Below are 18,300 nucleotides of genomic sequence, written 5' to 3'. Positions count from 1 at the left end.
ACGCTCGTGACAAAGCCGTTGCGGCGGGGCTCAGTTCGCTGTACCGGAACGGGTGAATGTGCGGACAGCGGTATCGAAATGCCGCTTTCCCACGCCTTTTTGCGCCACCGGGGCAGAAAGCCAGAGATCGACCATGTCGCTGTTCTCGTCCCAGCTCAGATCGAACGTCTGCCGCGAGCCGCCGTCGTCCGCGGAACCGTTCCAGATGAACGCCCAGAGGGCGGCGGGCCGTCCTCGATGGGTGGTCTCGATGACCTGGCCGCTGCGGTAGCCCGGGTAGTCCGAAGGCCCCTTGGCGTCCGCCTGCCGGCTCAGCCCCAGCGGTCCCTTGGGGTCCTGCTGCTGGATCTGCACACCGATCCGGAACTCCTTGCCCGGGGAGTAGTAGTAGATCCGGTCGCGCTCGACGGAGCGGCTGTATCCCTCGGGTACGGCGAGCGAGAAGCCGAGCGGATCCTTCACCCGCTCATAGCCCTCGGGGATGGCATCGGACGGGGGTGCGCTGGGCTCCGGGGTGCGCGAGGGGCGCGAGTTCTTCCCGCCGTCATTGCGGCCGTTGTCGGTGTTGTGGCCGTTGTCGCTGGTGTGGCTCGAAGTGCCGCTCGCCCGCTTGTCGTCGCCGCCGTTGTTCAGCAGCGCCACCGCGCCCGCGCCCGCCCCGGCCAGCGCAAGGACGGCGGCGACCGCCACAACGGCCTTGCGGCCGCCGGGGAACCGGCCCCCGCGGCCAGACGTTCCGGCCTTTCCGGACTCTCCCGACTCTTCAGGCTTTCCAGGCTTTCCGGCTGTTCCGGACGCTGCCCCGGTGGCCGCGCCGACCGGTACGGCCCCGGAATCCGGCCCCGGGACGGGGCCCGGTGCGGTTTCCGGTACCAGCGCCCGGCCCGGCCGGGGCTCGGTCCGCGGCAGCGGCATCTCCGGGGTGTCCGCCGACCCCACGTACGCCCGCAGCAGCCGCGCGGTCTCCTCCGTACTCAGCCGCTGCTCCGGCTCCCGCCGCAACAGCCCCTCGACGACCGGCTTCAGCCCTCCGGCCGCCTCGGGTACCGCGATCTCGTCGAAGACCACGGCGTGCAGCACCCCGGCCAGGGAGTCGCGGTGGAACGGGGACTGGCCGCTCACCAGCGTGCACAGCAGCACCCCGAGCGACCACAGATCCGACTCCGGTCCGGTCCGCCGCCCCGACATCCGCTCCGGCGCGGTGTATTCGGGCGACCCGACGAACGAACCGGTCTCGGTGATCGTCGTGGCCCCCGAGACCTGCGCGATCCCGAAGTCCGTCAGCACCACCCGCCCGGTGCCCGACTCCATCAGCACATTGGCGGGCTTGAGGTCCCGGTGCAGCACCCCGCGGGCGTGCGCCGCGCGCAGCGCGTCCAGCAGCGCCAGCACGATCCCGCCCGCCTCGCGCGGGCCGACCGGGCCCTGCGCGGCCAGCCGGTCGGCGAGCGAGACCCCGTCGACCAGCTCCATGACGATCCAGGCGCGCTCGTCCTCCTCGACCACATCGTGCAGGACGATCACATTGGGGTGCTTGATCTGGGCGACCGTACGGGCCTCGCGCAGCGTGCGCTCACCGAGCAGCTGGGCGTCCAGGGCCGACAGCCCCTCGTCGCCCACATGCAGTTCCTTGACCGCGACGTCCCGGACCAGCAGTTGGTCCACCGCCCGCCATACCGTGCCCATGCCGCCGCGCCCGAGTCGCGACACCAGTTCGTACCGGCCCGCGATCAGGTAACCCTCGCCCCCGAAGTTGCGCATGGCCTCATCTTGCCTCACGTCCGAAGCCGATCTTCGGGCGCGGCCACGGCCGCCGTACCCGGCCGCCATACCTGACAGAAGATGTCCGGTACGCGCTCTACCGTCGGCCCTATGACCGATGCGCACCCCTCCCGCCGTATCTCCGACGAACAGCGCCGCGCCCGGGTCGGGCGGCGCCATCTGCTGGCGCCGTCCACGCGCGCGGCCACCGTCGAGGAGGTGACGGACGCGGTGGTGGCCCTGCACGCCACCGACCCGGCCACCGTCTATCTGTCGGCGTGCGCGCGGCTGCGCGAACCCCGGCCGGAGGCGGTGGACCGGGCGTTCTACGAGGATCTGTCGCTGGTGCGGCTGCTCTGTATGCGCCGCACGATGTTCGCGGTGACGGCCGGTCTTGCCCCCGCGGTGTACGCGGGCGCCGGGCGGGCCATCGCGGTCCGCGAGCGCGCCACACTGGTCAAGCATCTGCGGGAGCGTGCGACGGGCTGGGACGAGGGGCGGCTGGCCACGGTCGAGAAGGAGGTCCTGGCGGCGCTCGCGATACGGGGCGAGGCCACCACCTCCGAGCTGTCCCAGGACGTGCCCGCGCTGCGCGAGACGATGCTGATGTCGCCGGGGAAGCCGTACGAGGCGAAGCAGAGCGTCGGCAGCCGGCTGCTGCGGCTGCTGGCCGCCGACGGGCGGGTGCGCCGCTGCCGTCCGCGCGCCACCTGGAACAGCAGCCTCTTCCCGTGGGCCCCGGCGGCGGCGCTGCCCGAGCTGCCGGTGCGCGAGGCGAAGGCGGAGATCGCGGGGCGCTGGCTGCGGTCCTTCGGACCCGCGACCGAGGCCGATCTGAAGTGGTGGACGGGATGGACGGTGACCGACACCCGGCGGGCGCTGGCCGACATCCGGGCGGTGGCCGTGGAGTTGGCGGAGGGGCCGGGGTTCGTGGCGGAGGGGGACGAGGAGCCGGTGGCGGAGTGCGAGCCGTGGGCCGCGCTGCTGCCGAGCCTGGATCCGACCGCCATGGGCTGGCGGATGCGCGACTGGTACCTCGACCCGGAGCAGGTGCCCGCGCTCTTCGACGGCACCGGCAACATCGGCCCCACGGTGTGGTGGAACGGCCGGATCGTCGGCGCCTGGACCCAGCGCGGCGATGGCGAGGTGGTGTGGCGGCTCTTCGCCGATGTGGGCCGGGAGGGGCGGACCGCGCTGGAGACGGAGGCGGCGCGGCTGAGCGGCTGGCTCGGCGCAACGCGGATCACCACCCGCTTCCCCACAAAGCTGGAGCGTGAGTTGACCCGCTGAGCGCTCCGCGGGACGTGCCGTGAGGTGCCGTCGTGCGTCCGCGGCTGTGTCGTGGCCGGTCGCGCCCACGCGGCGGAGCCGCACACGACACAGCCCCGCGCCCCTTCGGGGCGCCACCGGACCTCGTGACGCTGTCCTGTGGTGGCCGGAGGGCGGCGCCTTGTCGGATGATCGACGCGCCGCCGGAACACACGACCGGCCGCCCACCCCGGCGGGCGATTGAGCCCGGTCGCGGCGTGAGGAAATCTAGAAGCTGCCGATGTCACCGGGGCGGACCGCGGCCGCCCCGCATCGACGCAGACAGAAGGCCGGCCGGACACCGGACCGGGGGCGCGTGAAGCCGCCCCGCGGCGGGGGTCCACGGGGCGGCGGTCCGGATGGGCGCGCAGGCGGCGCGCCACGAGGCGTACGGGTCGCTAGTGGGCGACCTTCCAGGTACGCGAGTCGGTCAGCAGCTTCCGCAGCGCCGGGTCCCGCACCGCACGGGTGGTGTCGGTCGCCCTGGCCTTCACGCGGTGGGCCTTGCCGTCGGAGCGGACACCGAGGGACGCCGGGGTCACGGACGTCTTCCCACGTGCGGAGCGCACCTCGTCACCGTCCACGTACCACTTCAGGGACGCCTTCTTCGGGATGTGCACCGTCAGCGTGGCCTTGGCCCGGACCGGCTTGTCGGTGGGTGTCGGGCTGCTGACCACGCTCGCGTGACGGTAGAAGCCCGCGATCATCGCCTCACGGCCGGGCAGGCTGAACTCCCGGCCCAGGGTGCGCATGATGGAGTTCTCGGTGGGGCGGTTGATGCCCTTGGGGTAGTAACGCCCGCCCTCGTACGCGCCGACCGCGCCACCGTCCGGCGAGGTCTGGCCCAGCCAGCGGTACCACTTCTTCTGCTGGCCGGCCATCTGGTCCGCGCTCAGTGTGGAGGCGTTGGACTCCTCGGGCTCCGCGCCGGTGTAGGTGCCGTTGTCGGGATAGACGTACTCGTCGGCCAGCTTGCCGAGCGAGTGGCCGGTCTCGTGGACGGCGACCTGGTCGGAGTCGGCGTGGTCGGAGGAGGCGGTGGCGATGCCGTCATAGCCCACCTGCGAGGTGACGGTGTAGCCCGCGCCGCCGTACTTGGCGGAGTTGGAGAGCACGACCACCAGATCGGCCTGCGGGGCCTTGGCCGCGTAGGACTCGACCTTGTCGGTGTTGACGCACAGCAGACGCTCGAGGTCGTCGCACCAGAAGTACGAGCCGAGGGCGGTGTCCTTGACGACGTCCTTGCCGGGGTCGCCGGAGACACCGGACTGGTTGGAGACGGCGTCCACGGACCACACGTTGAACAGGTCCCCGTACGAGGCGTACGGCTCGACCGCGGAGATCTCCTTCCACTTGGCGCGCAGATCGGCGTGGAAGTCCTCCTGCTGGGAGGCGGTGTAGCCGTCGCCGATGAAGACGACGTCCACCTTGTCGTCGACCGGCCCCTTGTCGATGACCGAGCCGACGTCCCCGTCGTCCGCCTTCTCGGCGGCGGACAGCGAACGGGCGGCGCGGGTCAGGCGCTTGGGGGTCGCGGCCGGGACCTCGGTGTGCCGGGGGTGGGCGCCGGGACGGCTGAAGTACTCGACCTCATGGGTGCGCGGTGCGGGGTCGGCGGCCGGGGCGTCGGCAGAGTGCGGAGCGGAGGTGTCCGCTCCGCCCGTGGTCGCCGTCGCGGTGGCGGTGAGCGCCGCGGCCAGGGCGATACCCCCGGCGGTCGCCGCGATACGGCGAGGGACGCGTCGGCGTATGTGTCGTCGCACAGTGGCTCCCGAAATCCCGTAAGCGTCCGATTAAGCACGGTTAATTAGCGGCTCAACCTACGGGGCGCGAGGGGAGGGGGCAACACGAACGCGACAAGTACCAGGGAAATCTGACATGGCGTCCGCCACACTCCCGTCGGCCTCGATGAGCCCGCCCGGCCGCGTCACACCGCCTCGTCGCGGGCCAGCCGCAGCAGCCGGTCCAGCACCCGGCGGCCCCCGGTCCGCACCCCGTCGTGCTCGAACTCGTCCGTCACCCAGGTCCGCAGCCCCCCGATGGCGCGGGCGGTGGCGAGGGCGTGCGCGGTGTCCACGTACAGGTCGTCGTGGTAGACGGCGGCGGCCACCGGCACGGTGTTACGGGCCAGCCGCTCCGCGTCGTACAGCGGGCCCCAGCCGGTGCGCTCGGCCAGGAGTTCGGCGGTACGGCGCAGCGGGCGCAGCGCCGCGTGGGTGTCCAGCATCCAGGGGTGGACGGTCTCGGCGGTGAAGAGCACCGGTTCGTCGCCCGCGGCCGCGGCCTCCGCGTCGAACCCGGGGAACTCGGTGCGGATCCGGTGCGCGGACCAGTCGGTGGCGCGGCCGTCCTGGGCGTAGATGGACTCGTGCAGCAGCGCGTAGAGCGGGCTGGCGGCGCGGGAGAGCACAGCGGCCACCCGCTCGCGGAACGCGTCGGCGAGCCGGGGCCCGTCGGGGGTCGGCGCGAACGGGTCCTCCAGCAGGTGGTGGAGCTGATGGGAGCCGTCGCCACCGCCGAGCAGTATGCCGAGCTGCTGGAAGGCGGCCGGGGTGAGCCGGGTGCCGTCCGGCAGCACCTCCTCGTGGACGGCCAGATGCCGGACCACGGCACGGACGGTCGCCGCGTCGCCCGGGTAACGCGCGTAGTGCGCCAGGGACGTGCGCTCCATACGCGGATACGCGGCGCGGTAGACCGTGTCGGCGTCGGCGTCGAGCGACGGCAGCCCGCCGGTGATCAGAACGGTGTCCAGCGCCTCGGGGGCGTGGGAGAGGTAACTGACCGCGCAGAAGCCACCGTAGCTCTGCCCGAGCACGGTCCAGGGGCGGCCTCCGGTGAGCCGCCGGCGTATCAGCTCGCAGTCGCGCACGATCGCGTCGGCGCGGAAGTGGGCGAGGTAGTCGGCCTGTCGCCCGGGAGCGCCGCGCAGCGGCAGGGTCTGCCGGGTGGCGGGGGTGGAGCGGCCGGTGCCGCGCTGGTCGAGCAGGAGCACGCGGTACTCGTCCAGCGCCCGGTCCAGCCAGCCGGCGCGGCCGACCGGGCGAGGTGCGCCGAAACCCGGTCCGCCCTCGAGGTAGAGCAGCCAGGGGAGCCGGTCCCGTCCGGCGCCCGCGCGGTCCGCGGCGACGACCTCGCGTCCGTAAAGGCTGATCCGCTCGCCCTCGGGGGCCGTATGGTCGAGCGGTACCTCGAAGTGGTGGTCGGTGAGGAGCAGTCCCGGCTGACGGACGGTTGTTGTCTCGCATCCCGGACTGGCGGGAGCTGTTTTCCTCGCCTCAAGCATCTTTTAATCCTCACGTAAATGGACTTAGCTCGGCGATTAAGCTACATCCGGGGAGAAGAGGGCACCGTGGCCGAAAGAAGCGCCGGGGACGGGCGGGCGGCGGACGCGACCGGGGACATCGGCCGCCGGGTGCTGCGGCTGCGCACCGAGCGCGGGTTCACCCAGCGCCAGCTCGCCGAGCCCGCCTACACCGCCGCCTATGTCTCCACCCTCGAAACCGGCAAGGTCCGCCCGTCCGAGGCCGCCCTGCGCCATCTCGCCGGACGGCTCGGCGTCAGCTACGAGGAGCTGACCACCGGGCGCTCCCCGCGGGACGCCACCCGGCTGCGGGCCGGACTGACCGACGCCCGGCGGGCGCTGGCCACCGGCTCCGCCGAGGACGCGGCCGCCCTCTTCCATGAGCTGCACGCCGAGGCGGAGCTGCTCGGCTTCGCCGAGGAGCGGGCGTCGGCGCTGCTGGGTCTGGGCGACTGCGCCCTGGAGACCGGTGAACTGACCACCGCCCGGGATCACTTCGAGGCGGTGGAACAGCTGCTGGCCGAGGAGCCGCTGCCCCGGCGGGTGCCGGCGATCCGCGGCCGGGCCGTGGCCCATCTGCTGGCGGGCGAACTGCGCTACTCCTGCTATCTGCTGGAGAGCGCCATCGACGAGCTGAACGCCTCCGGGCTGCACGATCCGAACGCGCTGCTGCTGCTCTACACCGCGGCCATCGGCCCGTACATGGACATGGGGGCGCATGCCCGTGCGGTGCGCGCCGCCGAACTGGCGCTCGCGCTGGCCCCCAACGTGGACGATCCCGGCCTGGTGGCGCGGATGCACCGCGGGGTGGCCCGCACCCTGATCGCCGAGGGCCGCACCGCGGAGGCCGACGCCTCGCTCGCCAAGGCCCAGGAGCTGTACGAACAGCTGCGGATCCACACCGACCTGGCGCACTGCCACTGGATGCGCGGCTATGTGCACGCCCAGGACGGCAATCTGGAGCGGGCGGAGCACGAGCTGCGCACGGCGCGCGACATGCTGGCGTCCAAGCGGGCGGCGCTGTTCACCGTGCAGGTGGAGGTGGAGCTGGCGGACGTACTGCGCCGCCGGGGCCGCGCCGCCGAGGCGGAGGCCCTGCTGCTGCCGCTGCTGGCTCGTTCCGCCGACGCGGAAGGGCAGGCTCCGGCCCGGACGGACGGGACCGGGCCCACCGCCGGGCTCACCGCCGAGCGCGGCGCGGTGCACGCGGGCGGCGCCCACCGGCTGCTGGGGCTGATAGCCGACGAGCGGGGCGACGCGGACACGGCCGAGGAGCACTACTGTGCGGCGCTGTCGCTGCTGGAACGCACGGGCGCGGCCGGGGACCTGGCCGATCTGTGCCGGCTGCTGGGCGATCTGCTGCGGCGCGAGGGGCGGTTGGAGGCCGCGATGGACGCGTACCGCACGGGACTGGGCCACCGGGCGGCACCGGGCACCACCACACTGGGCCCGGCTCCGGCCGAACCGCCGGTGTGACAGGTGCGTCCTGTGCGACAGGAGCGTCAGAAAGACCGAAAGCCGGAGGCAACAGCCGGAGGAACAGCACGATGCACGGCGGCCACGCAGAACAGGGAAGCGCACCGAAGCGTGCGCGCGGACCAGCGCGTCACCGGGGTGATGCGCCCGCCGTCCGTGGTTTCCGACCCCGGCGATGCCGGGCGGAGGCCGGTCCCTCCCCCCGCGGGGGGCCGGTCAGCGCTGGGTCTGCGCACACGGCGCGGCGGGCGGTCAAAGGGTGGACAGGCCGCCGCGTGTGGGGGTCGCGGCGGCCTGGGCGCGGCAGCGCCCCGCTGACTGGCCCTTGCCGGGACCGGTCAGGTCCGCGGCAGTCACTACGCGCCGAGAGGCCCGACGGCGCGGTGACAGGGCCGGGGTCTGGGTCGACCCCGCGGGGTGGTGCAGCATGTGCTCAAGTCTGCCCGGTGCGCGGCCGGACCGGCATCCACCGCTGGTCTTCTGTCACCCCCGCCAGCCGGAGGGGGTGCCTCCCCCCATTGGGCGGAGTGAAACGCTCCATTTTCCATCGGTCATACGGCAGGCTGTCCGGGCAATGGGCATGACAGCTGAGGAGAGTGAGCGGCCGGTGATCCGTGTTGCTGTAGTGGATGACGAGGCGCTCGTGCGCTCCGGCCTGCGGCTGATCCTGGGCACGGCCCCGGACATCGAGGTGGTCGCCGACTGTTCCGGCGCCGGAGCGGTCCAGACCGTGCTGCGCAGCGAGGCCGACGTCGTCCTCCTCGACATCCGGATGCCGGACGCCGACGGGCTGACCGTACTGAGACAGTTGCGGGCCGCACCCCGCTCCCCCGCCGTCGCCATGCTGACGACCTTCGACGTCCAGGAGTACCTCGCCGCCGCGCTGCGCGCCGGAGCGGCGGGCTTCCTCCTGAAGGACACCGATCCGGAACAACTCGTCCGTGCCGTACGGACCCTCGCCCAGGGCGGCAGCGTCCTGGACCCCGGTGTCACCCGGGCCGTGATCGGCGGCTTCCTCGCCGCCGAGGCCGAAGTGACCGCCTCCGAGGCCGTCGAGGCCCTCACCCCGCGCGAACGCGAAGTGCTCGCCCTCCTCGGCGAGGGCCTTGCCAACCCGCAGATCGCCGAGCGGATGGGGCTGGCCGCCAGCACCGTCAAGGACCATGTCCGGGCGGTGCTCGGCAAGCTCGGTGGTCTCAACCGTGTCCAGGCGGCCATCGTCGCCGACCGCGCCGGACTCATCGCCGGCCGCCCCCCGATAGGCGGGACCCGATGACAGTCTCCTCCGTTCGTCCCTCCCCCAGCCCGCTCTTCGAGGACATGCGGACCCCGGCCAACCCGCCGCGGCGGCGGCTGCCGTCCTGGGCCACCCGCTGGGGCTCGCTGCTGATCCCGCTCGTCCTGGCGGTGGCCGACGCGCTGCTCGTCAACGGCGTCACCTTCGACCTGGAGTTGAACGTCTCGCTGGTGGCCGCGGCCGCCCTGCTGCTGCGCCGCCGCTTCCCCGCGCTGGTCTTCCTCACCACGCTGCCGGGGATCCTCATCGGCTACATCTGGTTCGCGCCGATGATCGCGCTCTACACGGTGGCCCGGCGCCGCCCGGACCGCAGACTGCTGGGCGTCCTGGCGCTGCTGCTGGCCGCCGCGCACTTCATACCGTGGCCGGTCTCCGACTTCGAGCCCACCGCCTACCGGGACAACACCCTCGTCCTGATCGACGCCTGTGTGACCTCGGTCGGCCCGATCGCGCTGGGGCTGCTGGTGCGCACCCGCAGCGAACTCGCCGCCCGGATCGACGACCTCACCCGCAGCCGCCGCCACGCGGACGAGCTGATCGCCGAGCAGGTGCTGAGCACCGAACGGGCGCGGCTGGCACGTGAGATGCACGACGTCGTGGCCCATCAGGTCAGTCTCATCAGCCTCCAGGCCGGAGCGGTGCAGATCAGCGCCGAGGACGCCAAGGCGCGCGAGGGCGCGCGGACGATCCGCGAACTGTCCGTGCGCACCCTGGACGAACTGCGCCATATGGTCGGGATTCTGCGTGCGGCCGGAGGCGATCTGGAGGACCTCACCCCGCAGCCCCGGCTGGCCGATCTGCCCCGGCTGATCGAACTGAGCGCGCTGGACGTCGCCTACGAGGCGGACCCCGCCGGGGAGTCGGACGACGAGGAGGGCCGTACCGCCGAGGCGGTGGAGCGCGCCGCCTTCCGCATCGTGCAGGAGTCGCTGACCAACGTCCGCAAACACGCGCCGGGGGCGCGGGTGACGGTACGGGTCAGGGATCTGGAGGAGTCACGGGAGTTGCGCGTCGAGGTGCGCAACGGGCCGCCGGACGCGTCCGCCGCGTCGCCGGGACTGCCCGGCGGTGGACACGGGCTGGTCGGATTGCGGGAGCGGGCCCAGCTGCTGGGCGGCACGCTGAAGGCGGAGCCGACGGACGACGGGGGCTTTGTGGTGCGGGCGGACTTCCCGAAATGCCCGCCGCGGGCCGGGTGTTCGTGACGGCGTGAGAGCCGGGTGGTGGACGGGCGGGGCTCAGGCCGACAGGGGGCCGACCGCGTCCTCGTCGTCCTCGTCCGGCTCGGTCGCCGCGTCCAGGTCCGGGTGGACGTCGAACAGCCGCCGCACCCCGAGCGCCGCCAGCACCCGGTGAACATGGGAACCGTGCGCGGCCCCCTGGGGCGGCAGGATCAGCCGCAGCCGGCCGGAACAGGACCGCATCAACCGACGCGCCGCGATGAGCACACCGACACCGCTGGAGTCGCAGAACCGGACCTCCGAGAGGTCCAGCACCAGCCAGTGGCGGCCCTCGGCAACCGCGTCGTGGACGTGCTGCCGGACCGCGGGCGACGTCACCAGGTCCATCTCTCCGGAGACCTGGAGTACGACCCACTCCCCCCGACGGTCCTCCATCACCTTCAACGTCACGCGCCCGAAGCCCTTCGCTCGCCGCTAACCGGAATTTTCTGTTCCCGGGCGGCTGCCCGCCCACCGCCGCATGAAACTTCCCCCTGGCACACGCCGTAGGGAATGACCCTATGCCCCGGCGAAGCGTTTCGTCTCGCCAATCCTGCGCAAAGTGAGGGGGTCAATACCATGTGCAGCCTGCTCGTGCCGCACTTTGCCGCATGGACGCGTGTTGTGTCAGCCCCCGGCACTACATTCGATATGAAGGTTGGGCACAGTGTCCGGAGAGCCGGCCGGACGACGCAGGGATGGGGGCCGTATGCCGAACGACGCACCGCCCCGCTGGGACCGCAGGATGCAGCAGCGACTCGCACGCGGCGAAGCGGCCGCACTCGGTGAGCTGTACGACCGATTCGCCTCGCTTGTCCATCATCTCGCCCATCGCGTCCTGGAGGACGAGGAGGCGGCCGACCGCGTCACCCGCGAAGTCTTCGGCTACATCTGGGAGAACCCGGACGCCTATGACCCCAAGAAGGGTTCGATGCGCTCCTGGGCCGCCACCCTCGCCCACCGCCAGGCGGTGCAGCGGCTGCGCACAGCCCAGGCCGCCGCGGCCGAGGAGGGCGACGTGACCACCGAGGACATCGAGGAGCGGATCCGCGAGGCGTCCGTGGGCGCCCGCGCGGACTACATCGTCACCTCGATGCCCGCCCCGCTGCGTGCCGCCCTGGAGCTGGCCTACTTCGACCGCCGTGACTACCGCCAGGCCGCGGCCGCCCTCGGGGTGACCGAGGACGAGGCGAGACGCCGGCTGCGGCTGGGCCTCCAACTCCTCTCCACGGCCTATGTCCAGCCCCCGCGCGCCGTTCCGCCGCCCGGTTACGGACGGGCGCTGTGAGCGGGTCCAGCGGTCCGGAACCGTACGACGAGGACGCGTTCGGTGACGACGCTTTCGGTGACGACGCGTTCGGCGATCAACGCGGCGCGGGTCGTCACGGCAGGGGCCGCCCCTCTGAGGCCCGTTCCGGCGACGAGAGTGACGAAGGTCACGCCGAGGGATCGGGGGACGGACGAGACGGACCCGGCAGAGGCGATGAAACCGGCATTCCTCCTGAACCCACCGGACCACCCCGGATACCGCCGCCCCGCCCGGCCGCCGAGGACTGCGGCCACTGGCCGGGTGCCCTGGACGCCGGGATCCCCGCGCCGCGACGGCCCGGTGCCGGGCCCGTGGATCCCCCGGCCGCCGTCCCCGGACCTCCGCCCGCCGCGCCCGGACCCGAGCCGACGCCGGAGCCCGCGGCCGAATCCGCACCGGAGCCCGCGGCCGAACCGGCACCGGAGCCCCCGCCGCGGCCCGCCGCGGTGCCGCGGCCGCCCTCACACGATCTGCTCCGCTCGCTGCTGGGCGCCTGGGCGCTGACCGCCTGCTCCCCGGAGGAGACCGCAGCCGTCGAGGACCACCTCAACGAGTGCAACTCCTGCGCCGAGGAGGCGTTGCGGCTGCGCGAGGCCGTCGGGCTGCTGCACTCCGAGCACAGCCTCGACCTCGACCCCCTGCTGCGCTCCCGGGTGCTCGCGGGCTGTCTGGGCCGCCGCCCGGCCCGGATCCCGGTGCCCGGCTGGGCCGCCGCGTACGACGCCGAGGCCGCCCGGCTGGACGCGCTGCTGCGTGACATGGGCGAGGCCGAGTGGCGGGCGCCGGTGCGGCTCAAGTGGTTCGACGGACAGCGGCTCACCGGGCGGGACACCACCGTCGGCGGGGTGATCGGCCATCTCATGGTGGTGGACGGCCTGATCGCCGCCTCCCTCGGCCTCCCCGACCCGCTCGGCGCCCCCGCGCCCGGCTCCCCGTCGGCGCGCACCGAGGCGTACTGGCGGACCGGGCCCGGAGCCGTCCACGGCGCCGAGCCGCCGGGGTCGGTGCGGGAGTTGTGGCGCGAGCAGGGCCACGCCCTGGTCCGTACGGTGTCGTTCGCCGGGCGCGGGGTGTCCGATCTCGACGTGCCCTACGGCGACTTCACGCTGCCCCTGTGCGACGCCTTCCTGGACCGCGCCTTCGCGTGCTGGGTGCACGCCGGGGACATCGCCGAGGCCGTCGACTACCCGTATGAACCCCCGGCCTCCGCCCATCTCAAGGCCATGATCGACCTGTGCGCCCGGCTGCTTCCGGGCACCCTGGCCGAGCGCCGCCGCGCCGGGCTCGCGGCCCCGCCCCGGCAGCTGGTGGCGGCGGGCTCCCCGGGCCGTACGCTCCATCTGGAGGTCGAGGGCATCGGCGGCGGCGACTGGTACATCCCGCTGGACTCCCCGGCCGCGCTGGCGTCGCCGGAGGAGGAGGTGGCGCATATCGCCCTGGACGGCGAGGCGTTCTACCAGCTGGCCGCGGGCCATGTGCCGCCCGCCGAGGCCGCCGCGGGACAGTCCGGCGACATCGAGGCCATCAGGGACGTGCTCTACGCGACCGCCTCGCTGTCCCGCCTCTGAGCGCGATCCGCCGAGCAGGCCTAAGCGGCTGAAGTCCGGTGCGGTTCGGGTGCGCCCCGAAGGGGCGCGGGGCTGTGTCGATGTGCGGCTCCGCCGCGGCTGTGTCGATGTGCGGCTCCGCCGCGTGGGCGACCAGCCGCGACGCAGCCGCAGACACAGGACGGCACCTCGTGGCACTTCCCGCGGAGCGCTCAGTCGAAGACGACCGTACGGTGGCCGTTCAGCAGCACCCGCCGCTCGCTGTGCCACTTCACGGCACGCGCCAGCGCCTGGCACTCCACGTCCCGGCCGACCGCCACCAGCTGGTCCGGGGTCAGCTCATGGCCCACCCGCTCGACCTCCTGCTCGATGATCGGGCCCTCGTCCAGATCGGCGGTCACATAGTGCGCGGTGGCACCGATCAGCTTCACCCCGCGCGCATGCGCCTGGTGATACGGCTTGGCGCCCTTGAAGCTCGGCAGGAAGGAGTGGTGGATGTTGATGATCCGGCCCGAGAGCTGCTTGCACAGATCGTCCGAGAGCACCTGCATATAGCGGGCCAGCACCACCAGCTCCACTCGCTCGGTGCGCACCAGCTCCAGCAGCTCGGCCTCCGCCTGCGCCTTGGTGTCCTTCGTCACCGGGATGTGGTGGAACGGGACCCCGTAGGAGCCCACCAGCTCCTCGAAGTCGGTGTGGTTGGAGACCACCGCGGCGATCTCCACCGGCAGCGCCCCGATCCGCGACCGGAACAGCAGGTCGTTCAGACAGTGCCCGAACTTGCTGACCATGAGCAGGATGCGCATCTTCTGGTCCGCGCGGTGGATCTGCCAGTCCATCCGGAACGACTCGCCGACCGCCGCGAAGCTGGCGCGCAGATCCTCCACCCGCACCGGCGGGTCCGCGTTGAAGTGCACCCGCATGAAGAAGAGCCCGGTGTCGCGGTCCCCGAACTGCTGGCTGTCCTCGATGTTGCAGCCGGTCATGAAGAGGTAGCTGGACACGGCGTGCACGATGCCCCGCTTGTCCGGGCAGGACAGCGTCAGGACGTACTGATCGGGACTGCCGGACCGGTCGGCCCGGTCGGTGGCGGAATGCGACTCGCTCATGACTCCATAGCGTCGCACACCTGTGAAGATCCTCAGACCGCTTGCGTCATGATCGCCAGCACTTCGAGCGTCCGCGGTGGCTGGTCCGGATCCTCGCCGTCGTTGGTGGCGAGCCGCACATGGGCCTCCCGGGCCGCCCGGACCGCCTCCGGCCACCCGTGGTGGTCGAGATAGGCCGAGACCGGCGCGTCGGCACCCACCTGGTGCATGATCCTCAGCACCCGCAGCACGGCGACATCGACGAGCGCCGCCTCCTGCGAGTCACGGAAGATCGTCCCGACGTACTTCTCGGCGGACCAGTTGTCCAGCCAGGTGTCCTCGACCAGCCGGTAGACGGCGTCGGTGACATCCCCATATCCATCCTGGCCGGCCAGCCAGCACTCCCGCTGGAAGACCGGATCGGCGAGCATGTGCAGCGCCGAGCGCACATTGCTGCGCCAGCGCCACCACGGCATGTCGTTGACAGGCATGCCGCCCATGGTGCTCGAGCGACGGCCTCGACGGGAAGACTTCTCCGAACCTTGCACAGCCATCGATCGTACGTTCTTCACAACCACGGTCGAGCCGCCCCCCGGCTGTTCATCCTCCGGCCACCCCGCATTGGGTCGCCATAGCGGTGAAGTTCCGCGCGCAAGGACATTCTCGGTCGGTATGACCGTTCGGCGACGCCTGTCCTCCCGACCCTTCAAAGCCGCGGTCGCGGCACTGTGTATGGCGGTCGGCGCACCGCTGCTCGCCGGGTGCGGCACCCTGGCGGAGGGGGCTGAGGGCGATCCCATCACCGTGATGACCTGGGCGCCGGAAGACACCAAAGCGACCAATATGCCGGGTATGCCCGCCATGGCGCAGGCATTCGCCCGCTGGGTCAACGACTCCGGCGGGATCAACGGCCGCAAGCTGAAGGTCGTCACCTGCAATGAGCGCAATGACGCGATCCAGGCCGCCCGCTGCGCCCAGCGGGCCAAGGAGGAGGACGCGGTCGCGGTCGTCGGCTCGTACAGCCAGCACGGCCGCTCGTTCATCTCCCCGCTGGAGGTCGCGGGCATCCCGTACATAGGCGGCTACGGGCTCACCCAGGAGGAGTTCGAGAGCCCGTACTCCTATCCCGTCAACGGCGGCCAGGCGGCGCTGCTGGTGGGCAACGGACGCCAGCTCGCCTCCGTCTGCAAGCGGGTCTCCCTCGTCCGCCCGGACACCATCGCGGGCGATGAACTGCCCGAGCTGCTCGACACCGGTCTCCGGGCCGGAAAGCGCCGGCCCGCGCACGACGTCCGAGCCCCCGAGGACGCGGGCGACTACACCCGGCAGGCCCGAAGCGCCCTGGAGGGCGCGGGCGCCACGAGTTCGCCGGGCGCCCTCGCCCAGGGCGAGCTGGACGACGCCTGTGTCACCGCGGCGCTGGGCAACCGCACCGGCACCTTCTTCGACTCCTTCCGCCGGGTGCAGGAGGACCATGCGAAGGTCCGTATCGCCTCCGTCCTGGGCAGTGTGCGGCAGTCCCTCGTCGACAGCACCGGCGGCAGCAGCAGCGCCCTGGAGGGCACCTACGCCACCGGCTGGTACCCGGCCGCGGACGACCGGCGCTGGGCCACGATGAACAAGGTGATCAGCAAGTACGCCTTCGACGACAACCGCATCGACCCCGCCGACCCCGGCACCCAGACCACCTGGATCGCCTACACGGTGCTGCGCTCGGCGCTGGAGTCGCTGGACAACCACAAGATCACCGCCAGTACGGTGCGCAAGGCCCTGGACCACGGCCACGCGGTCGACACCGGCGGGCTGACGCCGACGCTGCGCTGGGGCTACGCCGACATGCTGAACGTGCCCAACTACCCGCGGATCGTGAACCCGGACGTCACCTACCAGGTGGTGCGCGACGGACGGCTGGTCGCCGTGCGCAAGGGCTTCGTCAACGTGGGCAGGACGATGGAGCGTTACCACCCCGCGGGCTGAAACGCCGCACGCACACACAGCGCACGGGGGCGGGGCCGGTCGGCCCCGCCCCCGCCCGTCTCACAGCTGGGTGGCGTCGTGCTTGGTGAGCCCGTACTTCGAGGCGATCGGGTTCCACAGCCCGGCCGCCTTCTTCTTGGCCGCGGTCGCCTGGCCGCTGGCCCTCTCGGCCGCCCCCACATGCGGGGAGTTACGGGCCCTGCCCTTGTGGCAGCCCTTCTTGCCCGCGACCTGATCGGCCCAGGCCGCGTACTGGTTGTCGGCCGCGGCCGAGGACTTCCACGCCTTGGTGAGGGACGCGGTCAGCTGCTCATGGTTCGGCAGCTTGTCCACCGAGAGCTTGCCCAGCCGGGTCACCAGGTTGTTGCGCTGCCCCGCCGCCGTGCGCAGATCCGAGGCAGCCGTGGACAGGTTCTTGCAGGACCTGATGTTGCCGACGGCCGCGATCACCGACGCCCGGCTGTTGTTGCTGTCGGCGAGCAGCAGATCCAGCGCCTTCGCCTGCGGCTGCGCGGGGTCGGCGGCCTTGCTCGGCCCGTCGTCCCCGGTGCCCGGTCCGGCGCTGTTGAGGGTGGAGTTCTTGTCCTTCTCCTCGTCGTCACCGCCCGCGCTGAGCGCGGCCCCGGCGGCGAGCCCGGCGATACCGCAGCCCGCCACGACGATGCCGATGAGCACCGCGGGCGACAGACGGCGACGACCGCCGCCGCCGCGGCGGCGGCCACCGCCCGGCTCCCCGCCGGAGGGCGGGACAACCGGGCCGTGGGCGTCGAACTGCGGGAGTTGCTGGGTCTCATCGGGCGCGTCCAGACCGGCACCGCCGTCGGAGCGGAACAGACCGTCGAACTCGGCGGGCGGCGGCCGGTCCCCCGGGCGGCCCGGCCGGATGGCGAAGGGGGCACCGGGGCGCGGCGGCTCGCCCGCCGGAACGGGCCCCGGGAGCACCTGGGTCTCCTCGGCGGCGTTCACCGGCGCCTGCGGGGGCATCGGCTGCGCCGCCCGCCCGCCGCGGTGCGCGCCCCGGCCGGGGCGTACCGCGCGAAGCTGGGTGGTGGACTCGGCGGGTGATTCGGCCTTGGGCGTCTCGGGCGGCAGCGGTGCGCTGGCGGCCGCCTTGGGAAGCATGGTCGTCGGGGTGTCCTGGGGCGGCTGTACCTGCCCCGGACCACCGGGTCCCTGACCGGGACCGCCGGGTATCGGGCCGAGCCCGCCGGGTATCGGGCCGAGCCCGCCGGGTATCGGGCCCGGGGCGCCGGGCGCCTGGCCGGAACCGGGAACGGGCGGCAGATACTGGGTCGCCTCGGCGTCGGCTGCTGCGGGCTGGGGCGGCAGCAGCTGCGTCTCGTCGGCGGCGTCCGGGAACGGCTGCGCGGGTCTCTCCGGCGGCAGCTGTCCCTGGGACGGGGGCTGCCCCTGGGAGGGCAGCTGTGCCGGGGAGGGCGGCGCGGCCCAGCCCTGCTGCTGTCCGTACGGCTGCCCCTGCGGCGGCAGCGGCGCGGGCTGGCCATAGGAGCCGCCCTCCGGCGACTGACCGTGGGAACCGCCCCCCGGCGGCAGCGGGTCCGCCGCCCACGGCTCGCCGGGCGACGCGCTCTGCCCACTCTGCGCGCTCTGCGGCCCCCAGGGCTGACCCCATGCCTGGCCGCCCGCCGGGGCCGCCTGGTGCTGCTGATCCGAGGGCCGCTGGTCGCCCTGGGCAGGCAGCACGACGCCCTCGCGCACGGGTTGCGTGGGCTGGGCGGGCGGGGCCGCAGGCACGTGCGGCTCGTTCCCCTGTCCGCTCTGCGTCACCGGGACTCCTTGGCTGTGCGGAACTTACGCAATCGTCGGGTCACGCTACCGGTTCGCCGATGCGTCCGGAGCCCGCCGGAGCGCGCGGAGAGGGAGAGACTGGTCACCGCGAATCCGGTCACACCGCTGTGACCAGGGACGATGCCCGGCGCCTTGGCGCGGTGGCAACCAACGGCCACCGCCGGGCGCCGGGCGGGATGCGCCCCGCGGCACGGCGGCGAATGTCAC

General features: G+C 72.8%; 14 protein-coding genes. 7 read left to right on the top strand and 7 right to left on the bottom strand.

Annotated elements, in window-relative coordinates:
- Nucleotides 1-30: 30 nt before the first annotated feature.
- Nucleotides 31-1,761: a serine/threonine-protein kinase gene (locus JK363_RS01730; protein ID WP_201870686.1), complete on the bottom strand. Its 1,731-nt coding sequence runs from the start codon at nucleotides 1,759-1,761 to the stop codon at nucleotides 31-33.
- Nucleotides 1,762-1,872: 111 nt separating this feature from the next.
- Here JK363_RS01730 and JK363_RS01725 point away from each other — a divergent pair, with 111 nt between their 5' ends.
- Nucleotides 1,873-3,051, top strand: coding sequence for a winged helix DNA-binding domain-containing protein (locus tag JK363_RS01725; RefSeq protein ID WP_201870685.1), 1,179 nt, complete (start codon nucleotides 1,873-1,875; stop codon nucleotides 3,049-3,051).
- A gap of 416 nt (nucleotides 3,052-3,467) precedes the next feature.
- Here JK363_RS01725 and JK363_RS01720 read toward each other — a convergent pair whose 3' ends face one another.
- Together JK363_RS01720 and JK363_RS01715 are read right to left on the bottom strand one after the other, a co-directional pair.
- Nucleotides 3,468-4,832: a M64 family metallopeptidase gene (locus JK363_RS01720; protein ID WP_201870684.1), complete on the bottom strand. Its 1,365-nt coding sequence runs from the start codon at nucleotides 4,830-4,832 to the stop codon at nucleotides 3,468-3,470.
- Between the two features lie 164 nt (nucleotides 4,833-4,996).
- Nucleotides 4,997-6,352: an alpha/beta fold hydrolase gene (locus tag JK363_RS01715; RefSeq protein WP_201870683.1), complete on the bottom strand. Its 1,356-nt coding sequence runs from the start codon at nucleotides 6,350-6,352 to the stop codon at nucleotides 4,997-4,999.
- 66 nt (nucleotides 6,353-6,418) lie between these two features.
- Between JK363_RS01715 and JK363_RS01710 the strand changes: the two genes are divergently transcribed.
- The 3 genes from JK363_RS01710 to JK363_RS01700 all read left to right on the top strand — a co-directional run bounded on the left by JK363_RS01710 (nucleotide 6,419) and on the right by JK363_RS01700 (nucleotide 10,348).
- Nucleotides 6,419-7,846 carry a helix-turn-helix domain-containing protein gene (locus JK363_RS01710; protein WP_307821542.1) on the top strand — a complete coding sequence of 476 codons (1,428 nt, stop codon included), beginning with the start codon at nucleotides 6,419-6,421 and terminating at the stop codon, nucleotides 7,844-7,846.
- 607 nt (nucleotides 7,847-8,453) lie between these two features.
- The gene (locus tag JK363_RS01705) at nucleotides 8,454-9,122 is read left to right on the top strand and encodes a response regulator (protein ID WP_201870918.1); all 669 of its coding nucleotides are present in this window, start codon (nucleotides 8,454-8,456) and stop codon (nucleotides 9,120-9,122) included.
- 44 nt (nucleotides 9,123-9,166) lie between these two features.
- Nucleotides 9,167-10,348 carry a sensor histidine kinase gene (locus JK363_RS01700; protein WP_236075508.1) on the top strand — a complete coding sequence of 394 codons (1,182 nt, stop codon included), beginning with the start codon at nucleotides 9,167-9,169 and terminating at the stop codon, nucleotides 10,346-10,348.
- Between the two features lie 33 nt (nucleotides 10,349-10,381).
- Here the strand turns inward: JK363_RS01700 and JK363_RS01695 are convergent, their stop codons facing one another.
- On the bottom strand, nucleotides 10,382-10,759 hold the full coding sequence (locus JK363_RS01695; protein ID WP_201870680.1) for an STAS domain-containing protein: 378 nt from the start codon (nucleotides 10,757-10,759) through the stop codon (nucleotides 10,382-10,384).
- A gap of 313 nt (nucleotides 10,760-11,072) precedes the next feature.
- On the opposite strand from JK363_RS01695, the gene JK363_RS01690 reads away from it, so the two are divergent.
- Both JK363_RS01690 and JK363_RS01685 read left to right on the top strand, forming a co-directional pair.
- Nucleotides 11,073-11,651: a sigma-70 family RNA polymerase sigma factor gene (locus JK363_RS01690; protein ID WP_201870679.1), complete on the top strand. Its 579-nt coding sequence runs from the start codon at nucleotides 11,073-11,075 to the stop codon at nucleotides 11,649-11,651.
- Nucleotides 11,648-13,240: a zf-HC2 domain-containing protein gene (locus JK363_RS01685; RefSeq protein ID WP_372444690.1), complete on the top strand. Its 1,593-nt coding sequence runs from the start codon at nucleotides 11,648-11,650 to the stop codon at nucleotides 13,238-13,240. The genes JK363_RS01690 and JK363_RS01685 overlap by 4 nt, the downstream gene beginning before the upstream one ends.
- Before the next feature lie 191 nt (nucleotides 13,241-13,431).
- Here the strand turns inward: JK363_RS01685 and purU are convergent, their stop codons facing one another.
- Nucleotides 13,432-14,328 (bottom strand): formyltetrahydrofolate deformylase, encoded by an 897-nt coding sequence (gene purU, locus JK363_RS01680; RefSeq protein WP_201870678.1) that lies wholly within the window; start codon nucleotides 14,326-14,328, stop codon nucleotides 13,432-13,434.
- Between the two features lie 32 nt (nucleotides 14,329-14,360).
- On the bottom strand, nucleotides 14,361-14,861 hold the full coding sequence (locus JK363_RS01675; protein ID WP_201870677.1) for an SCO4402 family protein: 501 nt from the start codon (nucleotides 14,859-14,861) through the stop codon (nucleotides 14,361-14,363).
- A 118-nt stretch (nucleotides 14,862-14,979) separates the two neighbouring features.
- Between JK363_RS01675 and JK363_RS01670 the strand changes: the two genes are divergently transcribed.
- The gene (locus JK363_RS01670; protein ID WP_201870676.1) at nucleotides 14,980-16,284 is read left to right on the top strand and encodes an ABC transporter substrate-binding protein; all 1,305 of its coding nucleotides are present in this window, start codon (nucleotides 14,980-14,982) and stop codon (nucleotides 16,282-16,284) included.
- A 60-nt stretch (nucleotides 16,285-16,344) separates the two neighbouring features.
- On the opposite strand, the gene JK363_RS01665 is transcribed toward JK363_RS01670, so the two are convergent.
- Nucleotides 16,345-18,072 carry a hypothetical protein gene (locus tag JK363_RS01665; RefSeq protein WP_307821540.1) on the bottom strand — a complete coding sequence of 576 codons (1,728 nt, stop codon included), beginning with the start codon at nucleotides 18,070-18,072 and terminating at the stop codon, nucleotides 16,345-16,347.
- Between the last annotated feature and the right edge of the window lie 228 nt (nucleotides 18,073-18,300).

Source organism: Streptomyces coffeae (genome assembly GCF_016741875.1).
GTDB classification, from domain to species: Bacteria; Actinomycetota; Actinomycetes; order Streptomycetales; family Streptomycetaceae; genus Streptomyces; species Streptomyces coffeae.
Note: the sequence above shows the minus strand (reverse complement) of the source record. Positions and strands in the feature narration are given on the sequence as shown.